A 26,837-nucleotide genomic window follows, 5' to 3' on the forward strand; every position below is an offset into this window, starting at 1 on the left:
TTCATTGGTTTGTTTTTGATTTTTCGATTCTCTACCATCGGCGCAGCAACACATAACAATAAACTAACACCGGGGAATTATTCATGGGGAGTCGTGACGTCATTGCTTCTATTATTCGTCTGGTCGGCGGGACGGATAATATTAATAAAGTCTGGCACTGCATGACGCGTCTGCGTTTCGATTTAATTGATGATAATAAAGTGAACCAGGCGGAGATCAAAAAGCTGCCCGGCGTGCTGGGCGCGCAGACACAAAGCGATCAGTTTCAGATAATCATCGGCCCGCAGGTGAACAGCTGGTATGAGCAACTGACTGCGCTGCTTGGCGGCGCAAAAGAGGCACCTGCCGCTTCTACTGGCAAGAAAGAGCGTAAGAGCCTGGTGTCGCTGTTTATGGACACGGTTTCCGGCGTTTTTGGCCCGATTGTCCCGGCAATAGCCGGGGCGGGGATGATCAAAGGCCTGCTGGCCGGGCTGGTGGCGCTCAAGCTGATTTCGGCCAAAAGCGATACGGTGATCGTTATCGATCTCATCGCCAGCGGCGTGTTTTATTTCCTGCCGTTTTTCCTCGCGATCTCCGCGGCAAGAATGTTTAAAACTAACGAATACCTCGCGGCGGCGGTGGCGGCCTGCTTCATGTATCCGTCGCTGATTGAGGCGGCGAAAGCGCTGGCCGCGCATCAGGCGGGCGCGGTGGATGCTTTCTATTTTCTGAATGCGATCCCGGTTTCGGTGTTTAACTACGCCTCCAGCGTGATCCCGGTTATTTTCTCGGTGCTGGCGCTGAGCTACATCCACCGCTGGGTGGACAGCATCATGCCTGACGTGCTGAAAACGGTGTTCACCCCGACACTGACGTTATTCATCTCCGCGCTGGTGGCGCTGGTGGTGATCGGCCCGCTGGGGATTTATCTGGGGAAAGGGCTGGCCTGGTTTATTGAAGGGCTGTTCGGGATTTCCGCGAGCTTCGCCGGGCTGGTGGTGGGCGCAATTCGCCCGATAGCGATTCTGACCGGAATGCACCACGCCATGACGCCGATTGCGCTGCAGAACTTTACCGATCGCGGCTATGACATGCTGATGCCGATGATGTTTATGGCCAACATGGCTATCGCCGGGGCGACGTTTGCCATCTGGCGGCAGAGCAAGTCGAAGGCGGATCGTTCGGTGGTGCTCTCTGCCGGGATCTCCGCGCTGCTGGGGATTACCGAACCGGCGCTGTTTGGCGTGTTAACCCGCTACAAGAAAGCGTTTATTGCTGCCACGGTTGCCAGTTCGATTGCGTCGGCCTTCATCGCGTTCTTCGGCGTGCGGCTGTACGGCTATATTCTGTCGAGCATTTTTAGTCTGCCCGCTTATATTGGGCCGTACTTTATCTTTGCCCTGCTGGGCGTGGCGCTGGCGCTGGGACTTTCTTTCGCGCTGACCACCGTGCTGGTGCGTGAGAAAGAGACAAACGCATTCTCGTCGAGAAAAAGCGTGTAAAAACCGCTACTATCGGTTTTTCTCTCGTGCTGAATGATTGGATATGGCTTCTCTGAAAGATGTTGCAACCCTGGCGGGCGTGTCGCTGATGACCGTTTCCAGGGTCATTAATCAGGCTGAACACGTTAGCCCGGCGACCCGGGAGCGGGTACAGCGGGCCATTGATGAGCTGAATTATGTGCCGGACTATTCCGCCAGGAAGATTCGAAGCAAAGGCGTTAAAGCATCGACAATCGGTATTCTGGCGCTGGACACCGCCACCACGCCCTATTCTGTAGAAATACTGTTGGCCATTGAGCAGACTGCACGTGAGCGAGGCTGGAACAGTTTTCTCATTAATATTCTTTCTGCTAACGACGCCGAGCGGGCAGTGAATCAACTCCTGGCCCAGCGGCCGGACGGCATCATTTTTACCTCGATGGGGCTGCGGCACGTTGAGCTCCCTGCGGTACTAAAAAACCACCGGGTGGTGCTGGCCAACTGTATTAGTGACGAGGCTGATTTACCGAGTTACATTCCGGATGATTTTAACGGGCAGTACCAGGCCACTCGCCATCTGATTGAGCGGGGATACCGCCGTCCGCTTTGCCTGTGGCTGCCCGAAGAAGCGCTTGCCAGCCGTTCTCGTCAGGATGGATTTGAGCAGGCCTGGCGCGAAGCCGGGCTCGACGTTGAGACTGTGATGCAGTATCACATGCAGTGGGGCGATAGCCATTATCCTGAATTGGCTGGGCTTGTTCTGGCACATTGCCAGCAGGGAAAAGCGGATTTCGATGTGCTGGTGTGCGGTAATGACCGCATCGCTTTTGTGGCCTGGCAGACGCTGTTGGCGCAGGGCGTGGCAATTCCTGAGCAGGTGGCTGTGCTTGGATTCGATAATCAGATAGGGATCGGTGATTTGTTCCTTCCGCCGCTGACGACGGTTCAGTTGCCGCATGACGCGATTGGTCGCCAGGCGGCATTGCATTTAATTGACGGGTTGACCCGCAGCGGCATCCAGCGGCTGCCTTGCCCGCTGGTCAAGCGCGTTTCGCTATAGCGCGTTCAATTGCCACAGCGTGCCGCCCCGGCATAAGGCTTTCCCGTGGCTGGCAAACAGTTCCAGTTGACGTTCCCCAGGCTGCGGGTAGAGGCGGCTGCTGAGACAATATTCGCCTTGGTTAACAAAGACTTCGATGGAAGAGCGATCGATAAAAATCCGCAGATGCAGGTCGCCTTTTTCCGATAACGGCACGCTGCGATTGCCGTCCAATTGCGCGTCCTGATAGCCGCGTGACAGCACCAGACGCTGCGTCAACGCATCGACAAACAGCTCACAACCCTGTCCAAGGCGAATACCGTAGCGTTCAGCCGTGCTTTGCCCGGCTTCCCAGGCTATCTCTAACTCCACGGCTTCTGCATTCGGGTGCAGCATCAGCTCTTGCGTGTCCAGCACGCAGGGTAGCACTAATTGCTCCCCGGTGCGGAGCGTTGCCAGTTCGTGAACCGGATTTTGGTAGAGTTTGCCGTTTGGCATCACGCACAGCTCGCGCGGCACGGTAAGGCAACCCGCCCAGCCTTCGCGTTTAGAAGGCATGGGAGATTCCCACATGTCCATCCATCCCAGCACGATGCGGCGGCCATCTTCGGCGACAAAGGACTGCGGGGCGTAAAAATCGTGGCCGTGATCCATCTCTTCAAACGGCTGATAAACGGTGAAGCCTTTCCCCGGTTGCCATCGCCCACGTAAATAGCCGCTCTGGAACAGGTTCTGATAAGCCAGGCCTTTAGCCTTGATGCCCTGCGGGGAAAACATCAGGATCTGGCTGTTTCCGAGCGGAAAGAAATCCGGGCATTCCCACATATAACCCATATCCGCGTTGGCTTCTGCGAGAATGCGATCTAACTGCCACTCACGAAGTGAATTGCCTCGATAAAGTAATACTTTGCCTCGATCGTGCTCGTCCCGGGCACCAATGACCATCCACCAGGTGCCCTCCTGTTGCCATACCTTCGGATCGCGGAAATGCATGATGCCGGGCGGTGGGGTGAGAATGACGCCTTGTTTCTTAAAGTGAACCCCGTCTTCGCTGGTGGCGAGGCATTGCACCTGGCGTATAGCGCTGTCATTGCCCGCACCTTCCAGCCAGATATGCCCGGTGTAAATCAGCGAGAGCACGCCGTTATCGTCCACCGCGCTGCCGGAGAAGCAGCCATCGCGATCCCATTCGTCCCCCGGCGCCAGCGCAATGGGCTGATGTTCCCAGCGAACCATATCCCGGCTGGTGGCATGCCCCCAATGCATTGGCCCCCAGTTTTGATCGAACGGGTGGTGCTGATAGAAGGCGTGGTAAAGCCCATTGTGATAAATCAGGCCGTTAGGATCGTTCATCCAGCCCGCGGGTGGGGCCAGATGATAGAGCGGATAAAAGGCGTTGCCGCGCGCTGTTTGCAGAGTTTCTAAGGCGGATTGCGCCTTGTTCAGTGGGGTATTCATAGCATTACCTGGTGGTCAGATTTAAAGAAGGATGTTCGTTCCCGGGGGTTGAGTCTTTGAGCAGAAAAGCGGATATCAGCGTGAGTGCCAGAACCAGTCCGGCCAGAATCATGTAGGTGTCCGCGAAGCCTAGCTGGTCGTAGCCGCGCCCCACCAGTGGAGAAAGTACGGTGGCACAGATTGACGTTATAAACTGGAAGCCCACCAGATACAGCGTGGCGGAGAGTCGCTGATCGAACTGCGTGGTGATGTACTTAAACATTGAAATAAGCAGGATAGGAAGCTCAACGGCGTGCAATAGCTTCATGCAGGAGATGGTCAGCGGATCGCTTGCCATCCCGGAGCCAAAAATACGCATCGCCATGATCAGGCCGCTGAGCAGCAACCCGCGTTTGGCCCCGATGCGGTTAACCAGCATTGGGGCGAGAAACATTCCGCCCGCTTCCAGAAAGACCTGGAAAGAGTTGAGAAAACCAAACATTTCGTTGCCGCGCTGTACGTCGTTGAACAGCGAGGCGAAATAAACCGGGAACTGCTGATCGTATACGTTGTAGACGCTGACGCCGCAAACGAAAAGGACCAGCGCCCAGAAGCGAGAGAGCTTCAGCAGCCCGAAGGCATCGGTCAGCGTCAGGGCGCTGGCTTTGCCGTATTCCAGTTCGCTGAGGGCGTTAGGTTGCATATCGCGCATGCGCCACAGCAACAGCAGAAACAGGCAGGCAGAGGCGCTACCCATCCAAAAATTCAGCTGCGGATCGAGATTAAAGAGCAGCCCGGCAAAAAATGTAGCGCCAGCCCAGCCTAAAGAGCCCCACATGCGTGACTTGCCGTATTCAAAGCCAACGATGCGGCTGACGCGCTCGGTATAGGACTCCAGCGCACCAATCCCGGCGAAGAAGGTTGCCCCGACATAAAGCCCGACGCTGATAGCACCTGCGACAATATTTATCTGGAGCAAGGGCGTGCAGACGAAGATAAACCAGGGCCCGCTTATCAGAAGCAGGACGCCTATCACCCACAGCAGCGATTTACGAAGCCCCAGTTTGTCCTGAACAAAGCCGTACAGCGGCTGGGCACACAGGGCGGTAAAGGCGATGATGGAGAAGATCAGCCCGGTTTCCGCTCCTTTCAGGCCGATTTTCTGGTTCAGCCAGAGGGCGATCAGTGAAAACGCCGATGACCAGGTCCAGAAAAAGGTAAACAGCAGCCCGCTCAGGATCAGATAGTGGTGTTTATTGCGTTTGGTCAGTGCCATGTGTGCAGTCTCTGAATGCTTGAATGACTGTATTGTTAACGTTAACTTTTGGCTGGGAGAAGAGCGTAAGCTTCATAAATGTGATGTTAATCGCAATAGTTAACGTTAACAATGTGGTTTTGTGATCCAGATTGGATCATCAGCGAAAGAGGGAAATTAGAGGGAGGCCCGATGCAGAGCATCGGGCGTTCATCAGGGCGGATCAGCGGCGATGGGCCAGGCGCCGAACTAAATGATCGCCGAGGCTTTGCACCAGATGCACCATTACAATCAGGATGATGACGGTTCCGACCATGACCTGGTTGTTAAAGCGCTGGTAGCCGTAGCGAATCGCCAGGTCGCCCAGACCGCCGCCGCCGATAACACCGGCCATTGAAGAGAAGCCGATCAGCATCACTATTGTCAGCGTGATGCCCGCCAGAATGGCAGGGAGCGCCTCGGGCAGCAGCACTTTACTCACCACATGCCAGGCGTTGCCGCCCATCGACAGAATGGCTTCAATCCGGCCTTTGTCTACCTCATCCAGCGCGCTTTCGACCACGCGGGCGAAGAAGGGGAAGGCGCCGATGGTGATGGGCACCACAGCGGCAGTGCTGCCGAGCGTGGTGCCGACGATAATGCGGGTCAGCGGGATCAGCGCGATAAGCAGGACAATAAACGGCAACGAGCGCCCCACGTTAATGATGCTGCCGAGTACCTGATTCAGGCGGGGCGCGGGCAATACTGCATCCCGGCGAGTCAGGAACAGCAGGACGCCGAGCGGCAGCCCAATCAGTACGGTAAACAGCCCGGCCAGGCCCACCATGTAAAGCGTGTCGAGGGTGCCGTCCAGCAGGAGCGGCCAAAGATCTTCCCAACTCATGCTACTTCGCATAAGACTCTCCCTTCCACGCCGTGGCGGCGTAAGAACTCGCGTTCGGCCTCTGCGTCGTGCAGCAGCGAGGTGCGTAACCTGGAGAACGGGTCGACTAATCGTTCAGACAGCGGGCCGCTTTCGATTAATTGGCCGTGCTCCAGCAGCGCCGCGTGATCGCAGATGGCTTTGACGACTTCCAGTTGATGGGTGATCAGTACGATCGTCAGCCCAAGCTGGCGGTTGATGTCCGCCAGCAGGGCGAGAATTGACGCGGTCGTGTCAGGATCCAGCGCGCTGGTGGCCTCATCGCAGAGCAGGATTTCCGGGTGGGCGGCCAGCGCCCGGGCAATGCCAACGCGCTGTTTTTGCCCGCCGGAAAGCTGGGACGGAAAGGCTTTGGCTTTGTCGCTCAGGCCCACAAGATTCAGCAGCTCGGCAACGCGCTTTTGGCGAGCCTCACGCGGTGTGCCGGAGATTTCCAGCGGCACGGCAACGTTGTCCTCCACGCTGCGGGCGTGAATCAGGTTGAAATGCTGGAACACCATGCCGGTGCGCTGGCGGTGCTGGCGCAGCTCGCGCTGGTTAAAAGTGGTGATGTCCCGGTCATTCATGATAATGCGGCCCGAGGTGGGCCGCTCCAGCAGATTGAGACAGCGAATAAGCGTACTTTTCCCGGCGCCGCTGCGGCCCAGAATGCCGTAAATAGCGCCATCCGGGACCACAAGGTTAATGTCATCCAGCGCCGGTCGGCCTTCTCCGGCGTACACTTTGCTCAGCCGCTCAAGAGCGATCATGACTTAGTCTCTACCGGGATCACCGAGCCGTTGTACTGCTTGCGAATGAACTCGGCCACCTGAGGGGATTCAAGATCTTTCGCCAGCTGTTTGATGCGTGGGTCGTTTTCCAGATTCGGGTTGGTGACCAGAATGTTGGCGTAAGGGTTATGGGTGGCGCTTTCCAGGCCAAGGGAGTCTTTGGCCGGGCTGAGTCCGGCTTCCAGCGCATAGTTGCCGTTGATCACGCCCAGGCCTACGTCATCCAGCGAACGGGGAATCTGCGGGGATTCAACTTCCAGGATTTTCAGCTTCTTCGGGTTGCTGGCAATGTCTTTGGGCGTTGCCTGGTTGGTGGCGGCGTCCTTAAATTCCGGTTTGAGGGTGATCAGGCCTTTGTCCTGGAGCAGGTAAAGGGCACGACTGAGGTTGGTGACGTTGTTCGGTACCGCGATGGTTGTGCCTTCCGGGATGGATTTCAGGTCTTTGTATTTGTGCGAGTAGATGCCCAGCGGTTCGATATGTACCGTGGCGGCAACGACAAATTTCTTGCCGAGCGCTTTCTCCTGGTCACGTAGATAAGGCACATGCTGGAAGTAGTTGGCATCGACGTCGCCGTTCGCCAGCAGTTCGTTGGCGTTAACGCCGTTGCTCAGTTCGACGACCTTCAGCTTGAGATTAGGGTCGAGTTTTTGCACAAAGGCGAGGATTTCCGCATGCGGGACCGGATCTGCCGCGACGCGCAGCGCATCTGCGGCCTGTGCCGCGAAAGCCAGAGACAGTGACAGCGCAACGCCAGCCAATTTAAAAGCGGTCTTTTTCATCATTATTTTCCTTTTGTTTTAATGTGTTATTAAGCGATCAGTTCACTGCTGTTACGAAGGACATCCGGGTAATAACGCTCCGCCACGTCAGGGTGTGAGCGCAGGCGGCCTTTCAGATAGTTCCAGCCCACGTCGCGCAGCAGCGGGTTTTGCGGGTCGCTTTCTGGCCCCAGGGCTTCGCGGGCCAGCGATTCCGGGAGCTGATAAACCGGCACCACGGCGTTGAGCTGTGCGCCGAGGAAGAAGGCGATGGACAGGCGTTCTTCATCCTGAGGAGGAGAAACTACGCGGTGAACGGTAGCGCGCAGGTAGCCGTTGGTGGCCAGCTCCAGCAGTTCGCCAATATTGACCACAAAGCTGCCCGGCAGCGGCTGGGCATCGACCCAGTTGTCCGGCGAGACTTCGACCTGCAGGCCTTTTTTCTCGTCCTGCAGCAGGAAGCTCAGGAAGCCGGAGTCTTTATGAGCGCCCACGCCCTGGCTGCTCTGCGTGGCAGACTGCCCAGGATAGCGAATCAGTTTGATGTGTTCGTTGGGCAGGTTGCCGTAAAGGTCGTCAAAGGCATCGGCCGGCAGGCTAAGGGCTTCGGCAAAGGTGCGCAGCAGTTTTAACGCTACCGCGGTCATTTCGCTTTGCCACCGTAAAAGCGTGGGCTTGAGTTCTGGCCTGGCGGTCGGCCAGAGGTTTGGCCCCTGCAAGCGACGCCACGCCGGGGCATATTCATCCGGCGGCGATGCCTGGCGTTCTGCGCCGAGGTCAAACTGTTCGCGCCAGTCGGGCTGGCCGCGGGTAAGTTCGCTGGCGGCGCGGTTGTAGCCACGGAAATGCGGCGAATGGATCATCGCCACCTGCTGTTTTTCATCGTCGGGGAGGGCAAAGAAGCTGCGGGCTTCGTCCTGGACCGCCTGCTGCAGGTCAGGGCTGATACCGTGGTTGATCAGGTAGAAAAAGCCAATTTCTCGCGCGGCGTAGCGCAGCTGGCTGAGGAAGGCTGAACGGTCAGTTTCACTGCCGCTCAGCTGGGAAAGGTCAAGAATCGGCAGTGCCAGGCCTGGATTGGTGCTCATAGTTTACTCCGGTCAATAAAGTCTTAGAAAAGGCGGTCGGGTTGAGTTCGGCACAACAGCGGCACAGCATCATGGCAATGTCCTTCTGGATACGGTCGGGTAGCGTTAGCGCTTACCTTGCCGCAATCAAAAAACCTCGCCCAATATTGTTATCTTCTAAGGTATGACCCGGTGGGGTTCTAAGCATTTGCGGAAACGAGAAAAGTCTAATCATTGCAAAATATTTCAATGAATAGGGGTAACTTATGGATTTCACTGAGGCTTAATTACATTTAGAAATAGTTAACGAGCAGTTAAGTTATGGCGGCAGTTAAGTTTATGGGTTTTATGCCGAAGAGGTTGCTAAGCGTTTCGCTTTCTACCCCCAGGTGTCTTCATCATGCTAAAAACTACACAATCCCGATTTATTACCTCTTTATGTTTGTTTTTCATGTTGTTAATCGCGGTCACTTCGCTGGTGATTCACTTTTTTGTGACGCCGCAGCTGAAGCGCAACGAAACCCAGCTGATTCGCTTCGAAGTGGATAACGTGGCGGTCAATATTACCGAGCAGATGAACCGGGTACAGGCGCAGATGCGCAGCATTACCCAGTCCGTGGCTGCAATGCAAAGCGATGATATCAATAAGTTATTACCGACGCTGGTGGATCAGTACCAGGATGTGAACGTGTTTGGCGGCGGCATCTGGCCTCTGCCGGAAAAACGCGAGGCGGGGCGCAATAAGTTCAGCACTTTCTTTGCCCGCAACGGCAGCAATAAACTTGAAGAAAATACCTACTGGAACTCGGATGCCGCGCCTAACTACTACGAGCAGGTGTGGTACAAAGCCGGGCTGGCTTCTCCGGCAGGGCAATGTGCCTGGGCAAACGCCTACCAGGATGACGCCAGCCCGCAGCCGCGAACGAACTGCGCCATGGCGATTACCAAAGAGGGGCAGCCGTGGGGCGTGGCAACCATCGACGTGACGCTGGGCTTCTTTAATCAACTGGCCAAACAGATGAGCGAGGCGGTGAAAGGCCAGGTGCTGATCATCGAAGCCGATGGGAAAGTCGTCGGCAACGCGGATCAGATTGGCAAAACGGCGGGCTTAAAAAATCTTTCTGAGCTGAGCGGCTCGCTGCCAATGGCGAAAGCGGTTCAGGGAATGTTGCCCGGTTTCAATGCCAGCCAGAGCGGTGAGAATGAATACGATAACGACGGCACTTCGCACACCGTTATTTTACAGACGGTAAAAGGCAGCCCGTGGATTCTGGCGGTTGACCTGCCAACTGCGCTGCTGACCAAACAAACGGACGCGATTCTGCTGCGCCTTGGCATGGTGCAGATCCCGATGGCGATCGTTTTGCTCGGGATCCTGGTGCTGTTTGTTCGCAACATGATGCGCCGCCTGGGCGATCTTAACCACAACATCAGCCGCCTGTCTGCCGGTGGTGCTGATCTGACGCAGCGCCTTGAGCCCACCAGCAGCCCGGAATTTAACGCCATTATCGACAGTTTTAACGGCGTGATTAGTTACCTGCAAACCATGCTGCGGCAGGTTGGGGATAGCGCCAGGGCCATTTCTTCGGCCTCTCATCAGATTGCGACGGGCAACCAGGATCTGTCCGCCCGCACCGAAGATCAGGCCAGTTCGATTGAGCAAACGGCGGCCTCGATGGAGGAGCTGACCAGCACCGTTCGCCAGAATGCCGACAACGCCGCCCACGCCAACGAGCTGGCGCGCGAAGCGTCCAGCGTGGCGGTGAAAGGGGGAGAAGTGGTGAAGCAGGTCGTCAGCACGATGAATGCTATTCAGACTTCTTCCGGCAAAGTGGTGGATATTATCAGCGTGATTGACAGCATCGCTTTCCAGACCAATATCCTGGCGCTCAACGCCGCTGTTGAGGCCGCCCGAGCCGGTGAGCAGGGCAGAGGTTTTGCGGTTGTGGCTTCTGAGGTTCGCAGCCTGGCTCAGCGCTCTGCGCAATCGGCACGGGAAATTAAAGCGCTGATCGAAAATTCGGTGAGCAATGTGAATCTGGGGACTGAGCTGGTTAATCAGGCTGGCAGCACCATGGAAGAGCTGACTCAGGGCGTGCGTAACGTGACGACGCTGATGGCCGAAATTATGTCTTCCAGCCGCGAGCAGAGCACCGGCATTGAGCAGGTGAATCTGGCGATTAATCAGCTGGATAGCACCACGCAGCAGAACGCCGCGCTGGTCCAGGAAGTCTCTTCCGCCTCGCATTCGATGGCGGAACAATCCACTCAGCTTGAGCGTGTAGTCGCCGGATTTAAACTCTAATCACAGCGGGCACCCAGGCGGTGCCCGTTTCTTTTTGGCCTACCTTCCCGTTGAAACCCCGCTTGCAATTTGCCCAATCATCTTTTATTTTATTGTTACGTTATAACATATCGGAATAATTTTTATGCAGCGCGATATCCATCCGTTTTACCGGACCGTGGTGTTTCACGACACCAGCGTAAATGAATATTTTAAAGTGGGCTCGACGATCAAAACCGACCGCGAGATTGAGCTGGACGGGGTGACTTACCCCTACGTGACGATCGAAGTCTCTTCTGCTTCACATCCTCATTACACCGGCAAACAGAAAGTCTTCGTCAATGAAGGCGGCCCGGCGCGCTTCCAGCAGCGTTTTGGCAAGTTCTTTGGCGGGAAGGAGTCTTAAGAAATGCAGGTATTGAATTCACTTCGCAGTGCAAAACAGCGCCACCCCGATTGCCAGATTGTGAAGCGTAAGGGGCGGCTGTATGTGATTTGCAAATCTAATCCGCGTTTTAAAGCGGTGCAGGGACGGAAGAAACGTCGCTAGCGGTTATCGCTCACCCGCAGGTTGCTGGCGGGTGAGTGAGAAGACATCATAAAACGACAGTTCCCCTTTGCGGTTGAGCATTTTGTGCAACAAAGATTTTTGCTCTTCATCCACGCCTGGGGAGTTAAGAATTTCATCGATCAGCGCCGTGGGCACGTTGCGGGTGTTGTACCATTCGCCGTTATAGCAAACGCGCAGGTCGAGAACGTCAATATCGCTGTAGCGGTAGCGAGGGTTGACGTCAAAGAAGAAAAACGCGTTCATCAGCGCGAACAGCACGACCAGCAGCCATACTGAGCCCGCCAGGGTTTCTGATTCCAGCATTACCCACATTGTGGCAAACCAGCCGATATACATGCCGATAAATAATCCGGGATGCTTGCGGATAAAACTGATACTGAAGCGCGGGCGGTTATCGCGCTTTTCAGTTTCATTCAGATGTTCGATGGTATTGGTAAGCAGGCGCTGAATTTCTGACATGGTGTGCCTTCTAAGTTCTCTGTTTCGGTTGTACGCGTGGCCAGACTATTTTAAGAACCAGGGACCAGGCAAAAAAGTAACAGATAAGCCAAAAATAACCATAACAGTTAACAAGCCTGACCGACTTAAAGTGTCTTAATGATACGGGCCGGGTTACCCACCACAACGCAGTTGGCTGGAATATCTCTGGTCACTACCGAGCCTGAACCCACCACCACATTATCACCAATGGTGACGCCCGGATTAATAACCGCGCGTCCGCCAATCCAGACGTTATTGCCAATTGTCACCGGCTTGCCAAGTTCGACGCCGCTATTTCGTGTTTCTGCATCCAGGGGATGGGTCGCGGTATAAATATGAACGCCAGGTGCCAGCATACAGTTGTCACCAATGCGAATAGGACAAGGGTCCAGCATGACGCATTCAAAATTGGCGTAGAAGTTTTTACCCAGGTAGATGTTGTAGCCATAGTCGCAGCGGAAAGTGGGTTCGATGTAAGCCCCTTCGCTCTGGCCAAGCAGCTCGGCGAGGATCTCATCGCGGTACGCCTGTTCGTCCGGCGAACTTTGGTTGTAGCAATGCAGCAGTTGGCGTGCTTTGTGGCTCTCCAGCTGCAGGGTTTCGTCTCCAGGCCGGTATAGCTCTCCGGCAATCATTTTACGCTTTTCTTCACTCATCACGGGTTCCCTCTTCAGTGGCCTGCAAGGCTACCTGAATTTCGGAAGAAAAGAGTGGGTATCGTTCCCCGAGCGTGATGGACCTCACGTCGCAGACTGCGGCGCGGAAGGTTAGCGTTGAGGAGTGCTGGCGGTATTTCGCTGGCTGGTTAACGGGCGTTAATCCAAACCTGTGTAACATCGACTGAGACAAACCAGACAATAACAGAAGATAAAATGTGATTTTAAATATTATTTAATAAGACAGCTATTAACGAATAAATTTCCACACTGAGGGTGGGATTTTATCATACAGTTTATTCATCGTCAGTTCTGCAAGACGGTGGTCGGCTGCTGAATAAAATACCGCCAGTTCATTATCTGATAATTCATATTTATTTTTTTCTATTACGCGTTCCAGCGTATCAATTGTCTGACAACGCCGCAGGCGCATCAAATAATCGGTCTTAGTGAGCTTGGTAGTCATAAATTCGCCTTAAGTATTTTAATATTTTTAGAACGAGTGGCTTACTGGGTTAGCGCGACTCTCACTGATGAAACATCTGAACAAGCGATTCCCTGATTTACGCCACCGCTGCAAGTCCTGTGCGTTAATGCCGTAATTGCTAAATAACATGAAAGTATCGTCCAGGTATTCATCAATCTGTTCAATCAATTTGCTCTCATCTGGATACTTAATCTTATAATTAAGCGCCGATGCTGCAATGTGCTCAATCAATTCATTCAACTGCAGATTAATGGCCGACGTAGGATCATTAACCCACCCATGATTGCTCTCACCAAGATTGGTCAGACAATCGTGATACAGACTCTCACAGAGGAACTTAAGCTGCGCGATGTCGTGCCGCTTTGGTGAGTATTCGTCCATAGTGCTGCCCCTTTTATCGGTAAACCAAATGATAAACACAACGGGTTGGGGTGGACACACCTGAAGAGGTGAAGAACTGTTGCCACGATTATTACATGTGCTGTAACTATAAATCAATATTGCCTGGATTTCATGCGGCTCTAACGAAAAATTACAATTAAGTTAAAAAAGGAGAATACGTTACTAAATGTGAATTAAAACTTTAGTATGAATTTTAACTTAAATTCTCAGGCAGTCATTAACCCATAATCGGTAATATTTATAACTTTCAGCTGGTTAATCCATCTATAAGACTATTCTGTATCCGGCTAAAAATCAGGCGTTAATTTGTAAGAATATTCCCAAATAAATGTAACACTTCGGTTTTTGTTGTTTCGTTAATCATGGATTAACGAGCATTTAAGCGTTATTTTTTCCGAAATGAGGCGGCATTTATGTTGAAGATAATGCGGAAGAGAGAAGTGAATGTGGAAATAAGAAATCTGAATTAACAATACTGAAACCGGTTTCTGTATTCATAAAAAAGGCCGCATTACGCGGCCTTTTGTTATGTGATTGAACGGCTTACTGGTGATGCTCTACCGCATGTGCATGTTCAATATCTTCACTCTTGCGGCTAAAGCGGCGGCGTACCACCACGAAGAACACCGGCACGAAGAAGATAGCCAGCACGGTCGCGGTCACCATACCACCCATTACACCGGTACCTACGGCGTTCTGCGCGCCACTGCCCGCACCGGTACTGATAACCAGCGGCATTACCCCGAGGATAAACGCCAGAGAAGTCATCAGGATCGGACGCAGACGCATACGCACGGCTTCCAGCGTCGCTTCAATCAGACCTTTGCCTTCTTTCTCCATCAGATCTTTGGCGAATTCAACGATAAGTATCGCGTTCTTCGCCGACAAACCAATGGTTGTTAGCAGACCAACCTGGAAGTAAACGTCGTTGGTGAGGCCACGCATCGTTGCCGCCAGCAGGGCACCGAATACGCCAAGCGGAACAACCAGCATGACCGAGAACGGAATTGACCAGCTCTCATACAGCGCCGCCAGACACAGGAAGACCACAATCAGCGAGATGGCGTACAGGGCAGGGGCCTGGTTGCCGGACAGGCGTTCCTGGTAGGACATGCCCGTCCAGTCAAAGCCAATGCCGGTTGGCAATTTCGACGCAAGCTGTTCCATCATGTCCATTGCTTCACCGGTACTTTTACCCGGTGCTGCCTGGCCAAGAATTTCCATGGACGGTAAGCCATTGTAACGTTCCAGACGCGGTGAACCGTATTCCCAGCGTGAGGTAGAGAACGCGGAGAACGGTACCATCTGGCCGGAAGAGCCACGCACGTACCAGTTACCGATGTCGCTTGGCAGCATACGGTATGGCGCTTCGGCCATGACGTACACTTTCTTCACGCGGCCACGGTCGATGAAGTCATTGACGTAGCTGCCGCCCCAGGCTGCGCCCAGCGTGGTATTGATATCGCTGATGGATACCCCCAGCGCCTGTGCTTTTTCCTGATCGATATCGATTTTGAACTGCGGTGTATCTTCCAGACCGTTCGGACGCACGCCAACCAGCAGGTCAGGGTGCTGGGCAATCATGCCGAACAGCTGGTTACGAGCCTGAGTGAGCTGCTCGTGGCCAAGGTTTGCCTGGTCAATCAGCTGGAAGTCAAAGCCGGTTGCGGTACCCAGCTCGACAATCGCCGGCAGGTTAAAGGCAAAGACCATTGCATCTTTAATCTGCGAGAAGGTGCCCATCGCACGGCCTGCAATAGCCGGAACTTTGTTCTCTTCTCCAGAGCGCTCACTCCAGTCTTTAAGCGACACGAACGCCAGACCGGTATTCTGACCACGACCGGAGAAGCCGAAGCCGTTAACGGTAAACACTGAGTTAACGTTGGCTTTCTCTTTCGTCAGGAAGTAATCCGTGACTTCATCCAGCACTTTCTGCGTACGTTCCTGGGTTGCCCCCGCAGGCAGCTGCGCCATGGCTAACAGCACGCCCTGGTCCTCGTCCGGCAGGAACGAGCTTGGCAGACGAACAAACAGAACTGCCATGCCGACAACAATCAGCAAATACACCACCAGATAGCGGCCGGTGCTGCGCAGAATGTTACCGACGCTGTCGGTGTAGTGGTGCGTGCTCTTGTCGAACATTCTGTTGAACCAGCCGAAGAACCCTTTCTTGTCATCGTGATGACCTTTCGGGATTGGCTTAAGCATGGTTGCACAGAGTGCAGGAGTCAGGATCATCGCGACCAGTACCGAGAGCACCATCGCCGAAACGATAGTAATCGAGAACTGACGATAGATGGCACCGGTAGAGCCGCCGAAGAAGGCCATTGGGACAAACACTGCAGACAGTACCATCGCGATACCGACCAGTGCGCCCTGAATCTGACCCATGGATTTACGCGTGGCTTCCTTCGGTGGCAGTCCATCTTCCACCATCACGCGCTCGACGTTCTCAACCACAACGATGGCGTCATCCACCAACAGGCCTATCGCCAGCACCATGCCGAACATCGTCAGGGTGTTTATCGAGTAGCCAAAGGTGGCAAGGATAGCGAACGTGCCCAGCAGTACCACCGGTACCGCAATGGTTGGAATCAGCGTTGCCCGGAAGTTCTGCAGGAACAGATACATAACCAGGAACACCAGCACGATAGCTTCGACCAGCGTTTTCACCACTTCGTTAATGGAGATTTTAACGAACGGCGTGGTGTCGTACGGATATACAACTTTCAGGCCTGCCGGGAAGTAAGGCTGAAGTTTTTCTACCGTGGCGCGTACCGCTTCGGCGGTATCCAGGGCGTTAGCACCTGTCGCCAGTTTTACACCCAGACCGGCAGCAGGCTGGCCGTTATAGCGAGCGATAACGTCATAGCTTTCGCCGCCCAGCTCAACTTTTGCCACGTCTTTCAGCAGTACGCGAGATCCATCCTGATTCACTTTCATCAGGATTTTGCTGAACTCTTCTGCTGATTTCAGACGGGTTTGCGCAATGATGGAGGCGTTCAACTGCTGACCTTTGACCGGCGGAGTCCCACCGAGCTGGCCCGCTGCTACCTGGGCGTTTTGTGCCTTGATAGCGTTGATCACATCCACCGGCGTCAGCTGGTAGTTGTTCAGTTTGTTCGGATCCATCCAGATACGCATCGCGTACTGAGCACCAAACAGCTGAACGTCACCGACACCGTGGGTACGGCTGACCGGGTCTTTAATGGTTGCGCCAACGTAGTCTGCAATATCCTGCTGGTTCATTGAACCGTCGGTGCTGATCATACCCAGTACCATCAGGAAGCTGCTTGAGGACTTCTCAACGCTAACCCCTTGCTGCTGTACTTCCTGCGGCAGCAGCGGCATAGCCAATTGCAGTTTGTTCTGCACCTGAACCTGTGCGATATCGGCATCGGTGCCGGAATCGAAGGTGATGGTGATTTGAACGGTACCAGAGGAATCACTGGTAGAGGACATGTATAACAGGCCATCGATACCGTTCATATTCTGTTCGATAACCTGGGTTACTGAATCCTGTACCGTTTTCGCATCTGCACCCGGGTAGTTAGCTGAGATCTGAATTGCCGGTGGCGCGATCGTAGGATACTGCGCGATAGGCAATTTCATGATCGCAAGCGCACCCGCCAACATAATAATGATGGCGATTACCCAGGCAAAGATGGGGCGATCGATAAAAAACTTAGACATGTCTTAACGGCTCCTGTTTGAGTTAAGACTTCGGTTGTTCTGACTGCGCGCCTGCGGCGGGTTGCTGTTGGCCTTTATTGTCTTCCGCAACTTCCTGCGCTTTTACCTGAACACCCGGTTTTACTTTCTGTAGGCCGGTAACAATCACGCGATCGCCTGTTTGTAACCCATCGGTAACCAGCCATTTGTCGCCGATCGCCTGGCTGGTTTGCAGCTGGCGAACTTCAACTTTGTCATCCTTCCCAACAACCATCGCTGAAGCATCACCGCGTGGAGTACGAGTTACCCCCTGCTGCGGAACCAGGATGGCATTCGGGTTAACGCCTTCTTCCAGTTTGGCGCGAACAAACATTCCTGGCAGCAGGGTTTTGTCCGGGTTAGGGAAGATAGCGCGCAGGGTGATAGACCCGGTGGTCTGGTCAACGGTCACTTCAGAGAATTCCAGCGAGCCTTCCTGAGGGTAGGCAACGCCGTTGTTCATCGTCAGCTGGACTTTCGCTTTACCGTTTTCCTGTTTCAGTTTGCCGTCGGCCAGCTCCTGCTTCAGGCGCAGGAAGTCATCGCTGGACTGGGTCACATCCACATAAATCGGGTCAAGCTGCTGGACGGTGGCGAGGGCGGTGGTTTGCCCGCTGGTAACCAGCGCACCTTCGGTGACCGCGGATTTCCCGATGCGGCCGCTGATAGGTGAAGTGACTTTGGTGTAGGCCAGGTTGATACGAGCAGTTTCCACTGCGGCTTTTGCTGCGACGACGTCAGCGTTTGCCTGCTGTGCGGTTGCCGCAGCCGTATCGTAGTCAGACTGGCTGATGTACTTGGTGCCCAGCAGTTTCTGGTAACGTTTGACGGTCAGCTGTGCAAGATTCGCGCTGGACTGGGCTTTCGCCAGGTCGCCTTTCGCGCTGTCGTAGGCAGCCTGATAGGTGGCAGGATCGATCTGATACAGCGAAACACCGGCCTGAATGTCGCTCCCTTCAGTGAAGTTACGCTTCAGAATAATGCCGCTAACCTGAGGACGAACTTCTGCGATGCGGAAGGCGTTGGTGCGTCCTGGAAGCTCAGTAGTAATCTGCAATGGCGCGCTTTTCAGAGTCACTACACCCACTTCCGGGGCGTGCGGCGCACTCTGCTGAGTCTCTTTCTCGTTACATCCTGTAAGCGCTAAGCTGCCTGAGAGCATCAGAACGGCCGCCAGAGGCGTAAACCCTCTGTTTTTGTTCATATGTAAACCTCGAGTGTCCGATTTCAAAGTTGTTCAATGGATCAAATGTCCACAAACCCATTGCTGTGTTTATATTATCGTCGTGCTATGGTACATACGTTCACAAATGTATGTAAATCTGACTAAAGTAAATTCACTCACTTATGGCACGAAAAACTAAAGCTCAGGCGCTTGAAACCCGCCAGCACATCCTCGACGTTGCGATTCGCCTGTTTTCACAACAGGGCGTCTCTGCGACTTCGCTAGCGGATATCGCGCAGGCTGCCGGGGTAACTCGTGGTGCAATTTACTGGCATTTCAAAAATAAGTCGGAATTGTTTAGTGAGATCTGGGAGCTAACCGAATCCAGTATTGGTGACTTAGAGATTGAGTATCGGGCAAAATATCCAGACGATCCACTCTCGGTGATAAGAGAATTACTCATTTATATCCTACAGGCAACGGTGACAGAAGAGCGCCGGCGCCTGATGACCGAAATCATTTTCCACAAGTGCGAGTTTGTGGGCGAACTCGAAGTTTTGCAGCAGGCCAGACGCACGCTTTATATGGAAGGAAATGAGCGTATCGAAGCCGCTTTACAGCGCTGTATCGACGCCGGAAAACTCCCTGCAGGCCTGCGCCTTTCCCTCGCCGTCACGCTGATGCGCAGCTACATTACCGGGCTGATTGAGAACTGGCTGGTGGCTCCGGAAACCTTTGATTTACATGCTAAAGCGCCAGACTTTGTCGCCGTCCTGCTGGAGATGTTCCAGCTTAGCCCCACGCTGAACAAACCGGCGTAACTTTCGGCTGCCATTCACCCGATAAATCATTTGAGATTCCTCCGAGGGCGATTGCTATTCTGCGCCCTGAAGCCGTGTTATTCTGCGCGTCTTCCGTGGCCTTTTACTTTTAGCTGGCACTCACATGCGCAGCACCGTAATGACTCAACCATGACTACCCAGCCCAACGCTCTGTCGCGGACTTCCCGTTCCGCATTGATTCTTTTCCTGTTTTTGTGTGTTTCCGTCCTGTTGCCTTTTTCTGTGGCCCAGGCGGCGGCAGGCAATGGCGATTTGCCTACAAAGGCAGAGGTGCAGTCGCAGCTGGACTCGCTGAATAAGCAAAAAACGCTGACGCCGGACGATAAGCTTACCCAGAAAGATCTCACCGAAACGCTTGAGATGCTGGACAAGCTCGACCGCGTGAAGCAGGAAACGGCACAGCTCAAAACCACGGTTGCCCAGGCACCGGACAAGCTGAAGCAGGCGACCGACGCGCTGAATTCGCTGAGCACGCCAGCCGATGACGAAGCGACGCGTAAAACGCTGGGTTCGCTTTCCCTTCGTCAACTGGAAGCCCGGCTGACCGGCGTGCTGGATCAGCTGCAGTCGGCCAACAACGATTTATCCACGCTGAACAGTCAGCTGGTGTCGCTGCAAACCCAGCCTGAGCGCGTGCAGAATGCCATGTACAGCGCCTCTCAGCAGCTTCTGCAGGTGCGTAACAGGCTGAACGGCACCACGCCGGGGGAAGCCACTCTCCGTCCAAGCCAGCAAAACTTGCTGCTGGTGCAGCAGGCGCTGTTGAATACCCAAATTGAGCAACAGCGGAAAAGCCTGGAAGGCAACACTGTCTTGCAGGATGCGCTGCAAAAACAGCGCGATTACACCAACGCCAATATCGGGCAGCTTGAGCACACGCTTCAACTGCTGCAGGAAGCGGTTAACAGTAAGCGCTTAACGCTGACGGAAAAAACGGCTCAGGAAGCCGTCACGCCGGACGACGCCGATGCCAGCGCGGTGCAAAATAACCCGCTGGTGCGTCAGGAACTGGACGTTAACCACCAGCTCAGCCAGCGGCTGATTAACGCCACTCAAAGCGGGAATGAGCTGGTTCAGCGGAATATCCGCGTTAAAAACTGGCTCGATCGTGCGCTACAGTCCGAGCGTAATCTGAAAGAACAAATCTCGGTGCTGAAGGGCAGCCTTTTGCTGTCGCGCATTCTTTATCAGCAGCAGCAAACGCTGCCGTCAGCCGACGACCTGGAAGACCTCACCAACCGCATCGCCGACCTGCGCCTGGAGCAGTTCGACATCAACCAGCAGCGTGATGCGCTGTTCCAAAGCGACAGCTACGTCGACAAGATTGTCGAAGGGCATAAAAACGAGGTTAACGACGAAGTTCACGACGCGCTGATGCAGGTGGTGGACATGCGTCGTGAGCTGCTGGACCAGCTCAACAAGCAGCTGGGCAACCAGCTGATGATGGCGATTAACCTGCAGATTAACCAACAGCAGCTGATGAGCGTCAGCAGCAGCTTGAAGAAAATGCTTACCCAGCAAATCTTTTGGGTGAACAGTAACAAACCGATGAACTGGGAGTGGATCAAATCCTTCCCGGGTGCGCTGCACGACCAAATCAAAGGCATGAAGCTGGATATCAGCTGGCACAAAGTGCTGGACGGGCTGTTTATGTCGCTGTTCACCGCGCTGCCGTTAATGCTGCTGGCCGGGCTGCTGCGCTGGCGCTACAAGTGGATCGACAGGCAGCTGGCTAAGCTGGCCTCGGAGGTCGGGCAGCTGCGCACGGATACCCAGCTCAACACGCCTAAGGCGATTCTGCTCAACTTCCTGAAAGTGCTGCCGCTGACGATGGCCATTCTCTCGGTGGGGCTGGTATTGCTGTTTATGCAGCTCAATATCAGTGAGCTGCTGTGGGCGTTTGCCAAAGAGCTGGCGCTGTTCTGGCTGGTGTTTGGCATGGCCTGGCGCATTCTGAGCAGCCGCGGTCTGGCCGTGATCTGGTTTAACATGCCGGAGCACCTGACCCGTCATTATCGTCGCCAAATCGTGCGCATCAGCTTTGCCTTGCTGCCGCTGCTGTTCTGGTCTGTCGTCGGCGAGATGTCACCGCTGAACCTGATGGACGATGTGCTCGGGCAGTTTATGATCCTCCTTAACCTACTGCTGATCACCGCCCTGGTTATCCCGATGTGCCGCGACAACTGGCGGGACAAAGAGTCCCATCCGATGCGGCTGCTGACCATTACGGTGCTCTCCATTGTGCCGGTCGCGCTGCTGGTGCTGACCGCAACCGGCTATTTCTATACCACGCTGCGCCTGGCTAATCGCTGGATAGACACAGTTTATCTGGTTATTATCTGGAACCTGATTCACCAGACGGTGATTCGTGGTCTGAGCGTTGCGGCACGCCGTATTGCCTACCGCCGCGCGCTGGCTCGCCGCCAGAATATGGTTAAAGAGGGGGCAGAGGGCGCAGAGCCGGTCGAAGAGCCGCCGCTGGCGCTGGATCAGATCAACCAGCAAACCATGCGTTTGACCATGCTGCTGATGTTCGCCCTGTTCGGCGTGGTGTTCTACGCCATCTGGTCGGATTTAATTACCGTCTTTGCCTATCTCGACAGCATCGTGCTGTGGCATTACACCGGCAGCGAAGCCGGCGCCACGGTGATGAAAAACGTTACGATGGGCAGCATCTTGTTCGCGATAGTGGCGACGATGGTCGCCTGGGCGCTGATTCGAAACTTGCCGGGCCTGCTGGAAGTGCTGGTTCTGTCGCGGCTGAAAATGCGCCAGGGCGCCTCTTACGCCATTACGACCATCCTCAACTACGCCATTATCGTGATTGGAGCGATGACGGTGTTTGGCTCGCTGGGCGTGTCGTGGGACAAACTGCAGTGGCTGGCGGCGGCACTGTCGGTGGGCCTGGGCTTTGGTTTGCAAGAGATCTTCGGTAACTTCGTTTCCGGCCTGATCATCCTGTTTGAACGCCCGGTCCGCATCGGCGATACCGTTACCATCGGGACATTCTCCGGTAGCGTCAGTAAGATCCGCATCCGTGCGACGACAATCACCGACTTTGACCGTAAAGAAGTGATCATTCCGAACAAAGCGTTTGTGACCGAACGACTGATCAACTGGTCGCTGACGGACACGATCACCCGCGTGGTGATCAAGCTCGGCGTGGCGTATGGATCCGATCTCGATAAAGTGAAAGCGATCTTGCTGAAGGCGGCGATGGAACATCCGAGAGTGATGCACGACCCGGAACCAGCGGTGTACTTCACCACGTTTGGCGCCAGCACGCTTGACCATGAACTGCGCCTGTATGTCCGTGAACTACGCGACCGCAGCATTACCGTGGATGAGCTGAACCGCGCCATTGACAGATTGTGCCGTGAAAACAATATCAACATCGCCTTTAACCAGCTTGAAGTGCATCTGCACAATGAAAAAGGCGATGAACTAACGGAAGTGAAGCGTGATTTAGGCAAAAACGGCGGTCTGCTGCCGCCGACCAGCCAGCCTTAATCGCCGGCGGGAGGCGTTTGTGCTTCCCGCTGCTTACGCAGAAAATCCTGACGGACAATGTCCAGCGCCGCGAGGGCGGTGTCCGTTGGGATCTGGTGCTGCTCCAGCAGCATGATTAAATCGACGGCCAGTTTGACCTCGTCCGGGGCGTTATCCAGCGACATTCTTGCTCCTTAGTTGGGGTTAACTCAGCCCGCGTTCGCGTCTTTCAATGGCTTTTTCTATGCGGGTCAGCGCCTGACGACAGCGCTGCAGGCGGCCTTCCAGCGCGGCCAGTTCTCGCTGAAGCTTTTGCTGGCCAGCAAGCGTGGTTTGCAGGGAAAGCTGGCTTTCTCTATCGCTCACCATCGCCAGCAGCCTGCGTTCGTAATCCTGATGGGTAGCCAGTTTTTCGTACAGGTTTTCCTGCACCTTTTGCTGCGGCTCGCTTTGGCGTAAATGCGCGGTGGCCAATTCCCGCTGTAGCGCGGCAATCTGTGCCACCAGCTTTTCGGCGATAAATGCCACCTGGTCCGTTTTACCGTGGCTGACGCTAAGCTGAAGCTGGGCGAGATTAGCCTGAGCTTCCTGGAGATAGTCTTTCAGCTGCGTGCTGTGGGTATGGAAAAGCTTGCGGTCGAAGCGCGCCTGGCTTGCCCGAAGCAGGGCGACCGGCTCAACGGCGGCGGCCAGCTCGGCGACCCGGGTTTCCAGGGCTTGTAACAGCGAAGCGGTTTTCACAGAATGGCTCTCCAGGGATTGTCAGAGGTTACAGCATGAAGCGTCTTATTCTACTCATCATCGGCTGGCTGGCGGTAGTGCTTGCGACGCTTGGCGTGATATTACCGCTGTTGCCGACCACGCCATTTTTGCTGCTGGCCGCGTGGTGTTTTGCCCGCTCGTCGCCTCGTTTTCACCACTGGCTGCTGTACCGTTCATGGTTTGGCAGCTATCTGCGGCACTGGCAAACGCACCGCGCGATGCCCCGCGGATCTAAGCCAAAAGCTATCCTGTTTATTCTTGCCACCTTCGCGCTTTCGCTATGGCTGGTGAAGATAGTGTGGGTTAGAATTTTGCTGCTGGTGATACTTTGTGCGCTGTTGATCTTTATGTGGCGCATTCCGGTGGTTGATGAAGCGCAACAAAAGCGATAAACCGCAGCAGAAGCTGTTGCAATTGTCGCGTCCAGCCAGTAAATTCGAGCGTTTTCGAGCACGGGTACAGCTGGTTAACCGTTAACCAGTGGTTCACATTTGAACCCACAGGTACTCTGTTTAGTATCATGTTTTTAGCAGGCATAAACCGATGACCGCGACTGCGCAGCAGCTTGAATATCTCAAAAACAGCATTAAAAGCGTTCCTGATTACCCAAAACCAGGAATTCTGTTCCGTGACGTGACCAGCTTGCTGGAAGATCCGAAAGCATATGCCACCAGCATTGCGCTGTTAGTTTCTCGTTTCAAAGACGCCGGTATCACCAAAGTGGTGGGCACCGAGGCCCGTGGCTTCCTGTTTGGTGCTCCGGTTGCGCTGGAGCTGGGCGTGGGGTTCATTCCCGTGCGCAAACCTCGTAAGTTGCCGCGCGAAACCATCGCCGAAAGCTACGAGCTGGAATACGGCACCGACAGCCTTGAAATCCACGTAGATGCCATCAAACCGGGCGATAAAGTGCTGGTCGTGGACGATCTGCTGGCTACAGGCGGGACCATTGAAGCGACGGTGAAACTGATTCGCCGCCTCGGTGGGGAAGTGACTGATGCCGCTTTCGTTATCAACCTGTTTGACCTCGGCGGCGAGCAGCGTCTGGAAAACATGGGCGTGAAAAGCTTCTGCCTGGTGCCTTTCCCGGGCCACTAAGCTTCTTCGACCTACAGGCCTCGCCCAGCGGGCGGGGCTTTAGTTTAGAGACAAACGCCCAAAAAACGTGGTTTTTAGGCGTTTGGGCAAGCCAAAAGTTCATATCCTTTGCTTTTTTGAGGCGAAGAGAATGCTTTTAAAGCGTCAATATCCAGTCAGATATCACAAGCCTCGCCCAGCGGGCGGGGCTTATGTTAGCATTACCCCCTCGATTCACCTTTCCCGCGAACCAGAGCCTAACTCCAGATGAGCTACCAGGTCTTAGCCCGCAAATGGCGCCCCCAAACTTTTGCTGATGTTGTCGGCCAGCAACACGTACTGACCGCGCTGGCTAATGGTTTGTCGCTGGGCCGCATCCACCATGCGTATCTTTTTTCCGGCACTCGTGGGGTGGGGAAAACCTCAATCGCCCGTCTGCTGGCGAAAGGGCTGAATTGCGAAACCGGTATTACCGCGACCCCTTGTGGCGTCTGCGATAACTGCCGCGAAATAGAACAGGGCCGCTTTGTCGACCTGATTGAGATAGACGCCGCCTCGCGCACCAAAGTAGAAGACACCCGCGATCTGCTGGACAACGTGCAGTACGCCCCCGCGCGTGGCCGCTTTAAAGTCTACCTTATTGACGAAGTGCACATGCTCTCGCGCCACAGCTTTAACGCGCTGCTTAAGACGCTGGAAGAGCCGCCTCCGCACGTAAAATTCCTGCTGGCAACTACCGATCCGCAAAAGCTGCCGGTGACCATTCTTTCTCGCTGCCTGCAATTCCACCTGAAAGCGCTGGATGTCGAACAGATCCGCCATCAGTTGGAGCACATTCTTGGTGAAGAGAAGGTCGTGAGCGAGCCCCGCGCGCTGCAGCTGTTAGCCCGGGCGGCGGACGGCAGCCTGCGCGATGCGCTGAGCCTCACCGACCAGGCGATTGCCAGCGGCGACGGGCAGGTCACCACCGCCGCCGTCAGCGCTATGCTCGGCACGCTGGATGATGACCAGGCGCTGTCGCTGATTGAAGCTGTCGTCCAGGCTGACGGCCAGCGAGTCATGGCATTGCTTAACGACGCAGCCGCTCGCGGCGTGGAGTGGGAAGCTCTGCTGGTAGAAATGTCCGCGCTGCTACACCGCGTGGCGATGGTTCAGCTTTCTCCGTCCGCCCTTGGCAGCGATATGGCAGCCATCGAACAGCGCATGCGAGAGCTTGCCCGCGTTGTTCCCCCGGCCGACGTGCAGCTTTATTACCAGACATTGCTGATTGGCCGCAAAGAGCTGCCGTGGGCGCCGGATCGCCGCATGGGCGTAGAAATGACGCTGCTGCGCGCGCTGGCTTTCCATCCGCGCAAGCCGCTGCCTGAGCCGGAAGCACCTCGCCAGGCGGCAAGCATTCCGGTGATTAACCCGGTCTCACACCAGCCAGCGGTAAGGCAGCAGCAGGCGGCACCGCCGCCGGACCGGGAAGCCCCTCCGCTGCCGGATGCCACCAGCCAGATCCTCCAGGCGCGCAGCCAACTGATGCGCCAGCAGGAGGCTGATAAAGCAAAAAAGAATGAGCCGGCAGCGCAACGACTAGCGCGGCCGGCAAAAAGCTCCGCGCTGGAACGTTTGGCCTCGGTGACCGAACGCGTTCAGGCGCGCCCTGCGCCGACGGCGCTGGAAAAACCAGCGAAGCCTGAAGCCTATCGCTGGAAGGCACAAAATCCGACGGAAGTCGCCCCTGAACCGGTCGCTACGCCCAAGGCGCTGAAAAAGGCGCTTGAGCATGAAAAAACGCCGGAGCTAGCGCAGAAGCTGGCCGAAGAGGCTATCGAGCGCGATGAATGGGCGGCGGAAATCAATCAGCTGGTGCTGCCAAAGCTGGTACAACAGCTGGCGCTTAACGCCTGGAAAGAGGTGGACGGCAACCGGGTTTGCCTGCATTTGCGTCCTGGCCAGCGCCACCTGAATTCGCCATCGGCGCAAAAAACGCTGTCAGATGCCCTGAGTTCGCACCATGGCGAAGCGATAGAACTGACTATTATTGAAGATGATAATCTGGCTCGCCGTACGCCGCTGGAGTGGCGTCAGGCTATCTACGAAGAGAAGCTGGCGCAGGCGCGCGAGGCGATGAGCAACGACAGCAATATTCAGACTCTGCAAAGGTTCTTTGATGCTGAGCTGGATGAAGATAGTATTCGCCCTGTTTGATATG

General features: G+C 54.9%; 24 protein-coding genes and 1 other annotated feature. Of the genes, 10 read left to right on the forward strand and 14 right to left on the reverse strand.

Annotation, left to right across the window (positions count from 1 at the left end):
- The first annotated feature begins 83 nt into the window (after positions 1-83).
- Both F3J26_RS00735 and F3J26_RS00740 read left to right on the forward strand, forming a co-directional pair.
- The gene (locus F3J26_RS00735) at positions 84-1,484 is read left to right on the forward strand and encodes a PTS transporter subunit EIIC (RefSeq protein WP_166990579.1); all 1,401 of its coding nucleotides are present in this window, start codon (positions 84-86) and stop codon (positions 1,482-1,484) included.
- A gap of 43 nt (positions 1,485-1,527) precedes the next feature.
- On the forward strand, positions 1,528-2,523 hold the full coding sequence (locus F3J26_RS00740; RefSeq protein WP_166990582.1) for a LacI family DNA-binding transcriptional regulator: 996 nt from the start codon (positions 1,528-1,530) through the stop codon (positions 2,521-2,523).
- Here F3J26_RS00740 and F3J26_RS00745 read toward each other — a convergent pair.
- The 6 genes from F3J26_RS00745 to F3J26_RS00770 all read right to left on the reverse strand — a co-directional run bounded on the left by F3J26_RS00745 (position 2,518) and on the right by F3J26_RS00770 (position 8,735).
- A complete protein-coding gene (locus F3J26_RS00745) occupies positions 2,518-3,960 on the reverse strand; it encodes a glycoside hydrolase family 32 protein (protein WP_166990585.1) in 1,443 nt (480 codons plus the stop codon). The two genes, F3J26_RS00740 and F3J26_RS00745, sit on opposite strands and share 6 nt — an antisense overlap.
- 4 nt (positions 3,961-3,964) lie before the next feature.
- Positions 3,965-5,215: an oligosaccharide MFS transporter gene (locus F3J26_RS00750; protein WP_166990588.1), complete on the reverse strand. Its 1,251-nt coding sequence runs from the start codon at positions 5,213-5,215 to the stop codon at positions 3,965-3,967.
- Between the two features lie 202 nt (positions 5,216-5,417).
- Positions 5,418-6,077, reverse strand: a complete 660-nt coding sequence (locus F3J26_RS00755) for a methionine ABC transporter permease (protein WP_166864839.1) — start codon at positions 6,075-6,077, stop codon at positions 5,418-5,420.
- Positions 6,074-6,865, reverse strand: coding sequence for a methionine ABC transporter ATP-binding protein (locus F3J26_RS00760; protein WP_008460326.1), 792 nt, complete (start codon positions 6,863-6,865; stop codon positions 6,074-6,076). The genes F3J26_RS00755 and F3J26_RS00760 overlap by 4 nt, the downstream gene beginning before the upstream one ends.
- Positions 6,862-7,668 (reverse strand): MetQ/NlpA family ABC transporter substrate-binding protein, encoded by an 807-nt coding sequence (locus tag F3J26_RS00765; protein ID WP_008460325.1) that lies wholly within the window; start codon positions 7,666-7,668, stop codon positions 6,862-6,864. The genes F3J26_RS00760 and F3J26_RS00765 overlap by 4 nt, the downstream gene beginning before the upstream one ends.
- Positions 7,669-7,697: 29 nt before the next feature.
- The gene (locus tag F3J26_RS00770) at positions 7,698-8,735 is read right to left on the reverse strand and encodes an isopenicillin N synthase family dioxygenase (RefSeq protein WP_166990591.1); all 1,038 of its coding nucleotides are present in this window, start codon (positions 8,733-8,735) and stop codon (positions 7,698-7,700) included.
- A gap of 379 nt (positions 8,736-9,114) precedes the next feature.
- Between F3J26_RS00770 and F3J26_RS00775 the strand changes: the two genes are divergently transcribed.
- The 3 genes from F3J26_RS00775 (at position 9,115) to ykgO (ending at position 11,548) form a co-directional block, all read left to right on the forward strand.
- The gene (locus F3J26_RS00775) at positions 9,115-11,019 is read left to right on the forward strand and encodes a methyl-accepting chemotaxis protein (RefSeq protein WP_166990594.1); all 1,905 of its coding nucleotides are present in this window, start codon (positions 9,115-9,117) and stop codon (positions 11,017-11,019) included.
- Between the two features lie 124 nt (positions 11,020-11,143).
- Positions 11,144-11,404, forward strand: a complete 261-nt coding sequence (locus tag F3J26_RS00780; RefSeq protein WP_008460319.1) for a type B 50S ribosomal protein L31 — start codon at positions 11,144-11,146, stop codon at positions 11,402-11,404.
- 3 nt (positions 11,405-11,407) lie between these two features.
- Positions 11,408-11,548, forward strand: a complete 141-nt coding sequence (ykgO, locus tag F3J26_RS00785; protein ID WP_003859006.1) for a type B 50S ribosomal protein L36 — start codon at positions 11,408-11,410, stop codon at positions 11,546-11,548.
- A 3-nt stretch (positions 11,549-11,551) separates the two neighbouring features.
- On the opposite strand, the gene F3J26_RS00790 is transcribed toward ykgO, so the two are convergent.
- From F3J26_RS00790 to F3J26_RS00815, 6 genes are all read right to left on the reverse strand, one after another.
- Positions 11,552-12,028: a YlaC family protein gene (locus F3J26_RS00790; RefSeq protein WP_008460303.1), complete on the reverse strand. Its 477-nt coding sequence runs from the start codon at positions 12,026-12,028 to the stop codon at positions 11,552-11,554.
- A 125-nt stretch (positions 12,029-12,153) separates the two neighbouring features.
- A complete protein-coding gene (gene maa / locus F3J26_RS00795; RefSeq protein WP_166990597.1) occupies positions 12,154-12,705 on the reverse strand; it encodes a maltose O-acetyltransferase in 552 nt (183 codons plus the stop codon).
- Between the two features lie 250 nt (positions 12,706-12,955).
- Positions 12,956-13,171, reverse strand: coding sequence for a hemolysin expression-modulating protein Hha (hha, locus tag F3J26_RS00800; protein WP_008460299.1), 216 nt, complete (start codon positions 13,169-13,171; stop codon positions 12,956-12,958).
- A 27-nt stretch (positions 13,172-13,198) separates the two neighbouring features.
- Positions 13,199-13,573: an Hha toxicity modulator TomB gene (gene tomB, locus F3J26_RS00805; RefSeq protein WP_008460297.1), complete on the reverse strand. Its 375-nt coding sequence runs from the start codon at positions 13,571-13,573 to the stop codon at positions 13,199-13,201.
- A 564-nt stretch (positions 13,574-14,137) separates the two neighbouring features.
- Positions 14,138-17,287: a multidrug efflux RND transporter permease subunit AcrB gene (gene acrB, locus F3J26_RS00810; RefSeq protein ID WP_166990600.1), complete on the reverse strand. Its 3,150-nt coding sequence runs from the start codon at positions 17,285-17,287 to the stop codon at positions 14,138-14,140.
- 22 nt (positions 17,288-17,309) lie between these two features.
- Complete coding sequence (locus F3J26_RS00815; protein WP_166871834.1) at positions 17,310-18,509, reverse strand: efflux RND transporter periplasmic adaptor subunit; 1,200 nt, start codon at positions 18,507-18,509, stop codon at positions 17,310-17,312.
- A gap of 143 nt (positions 18,510-18,652) precedes the next feature.
- Between F3J26_RS00815 and acrR the strand changes: the two genes are divergently transcribed.
- Both acrR and mscK read left to right on the forward strand, forming a co-directional pair.
- Positions 18,653-19,291 carry a multidrug efflux transporter transcriptional repressor AcrR gene (gene acrR, locus F3J26_RS00820; RefSeq protein WP_008460292.1) on the forward strand — a complete coding sequence of 213 codons (639 nt, stop codon included), beginning with the start codon at positions 18,653-18,655 and terminating at the stop codon, positions 19,289-19,291.
- A 150-nt stretch (positions 19,292-19,441) separates the two neighbouring features.
- On the forward strand, positions 19,442-22,822 hold the full coding sequence (gene mscK / locus F3J26_RS00825; protein ID WP_166990603.1) for a mechanosensitive channel MscK: 3,381 nt from the start codon (positions 19,442-19,444) through the stop codon (positions 22,820-22,822).
- Here the strand turns inward: mscK and rsmS are convergent.
- The gene (gene rsmS / locus F3J26_RS00830; protein ID WP_008460289.1) at positions 22,819-22,986 is read right to left on the reverse strand and encodes a pleiotropic regulatory protein RsmS; all 168 of its coding nucleotides are present in this window, start codon (positions 22,984-22,986) and stop codon (positions 22,819-22,821) included. The genes mscK and rsmS overlap by 4 nt on opposite strands.
- A 19-nt stretch (positions 22,987-23,005) precedes the next feature.
- Complete coding sequence (gene priC / locus F3J26_RS00835; RefSeq protein ID WP_008460286.1) at positions 23,006-23,542, reverse strand: primosomal replication protein PriC; 537 nt, start codon at positions 23,540-23,542, stop codon at positions 23,006-23,008.
- A gap of 35 nt (positions 23,543-23,577) precedes the next feature.
- On the opposite strand from priC, the gene F3J26_RS00840 reads away from it, so the two are divergent.
- The 3 genes from F3J26_RS00840 to dnaX all read left to right on the forward strand — a co-directional run bounded on the left by F3J26_RS00840 (position 23,578) and on the right by dnaX (position 26,833).
- A complete protein-coding gene (locus F3J26_RS00840) occupies positions 23,578-23,955 on the forward strand; it encodes a DUF454 family protein (protein ID WP_166990606.1) in 378 nt (125 codons plus the stop codon).
- Between the two features lie 151 nt (positions 23,956-24,106).
- Positions 24,107-24,658, forward strand: a complete 552-nt coding sequence (gene apt, locus F3J26_RS00845) for an adenine phosphoribosyltransferase (protein ID WP_008460281.1) — start codon at positions 24,107-24,109, stop codon at positions 24,656-24,658.
- A 246-nt stretch (positions 24,659-24,904) separates the two neighbouring features.
- Entirely contained in the window at positions 24,905-26,833 is a 1,929-nt protein-coding gene (gene dnaX, locus F3J26_RS00850) for a DNA polymerase III subunit gamma/tau (RefSeq protein WP_166990608.1), read from the forward strand.
- Positions 26,169-26,233: a sequence feature (DnaX frameshifting element), on the forward strand. Its footprint overlaps the gene before it by 65 nt.
- Positions 26,834-26,837: the final 4 nt, after the last annotated feature.

The sequence above is a fragment of the Enterobacter sp. Ap-867 genome (assembly GCF_011752855.1).
In the GTDB taxonomy this organism is placed as follows: domain Bacteria; phylum Pseudomonadota; class Gammaproteobacteria; order Enterobacterales; family Enterobacteriaceae; genus Cedecea.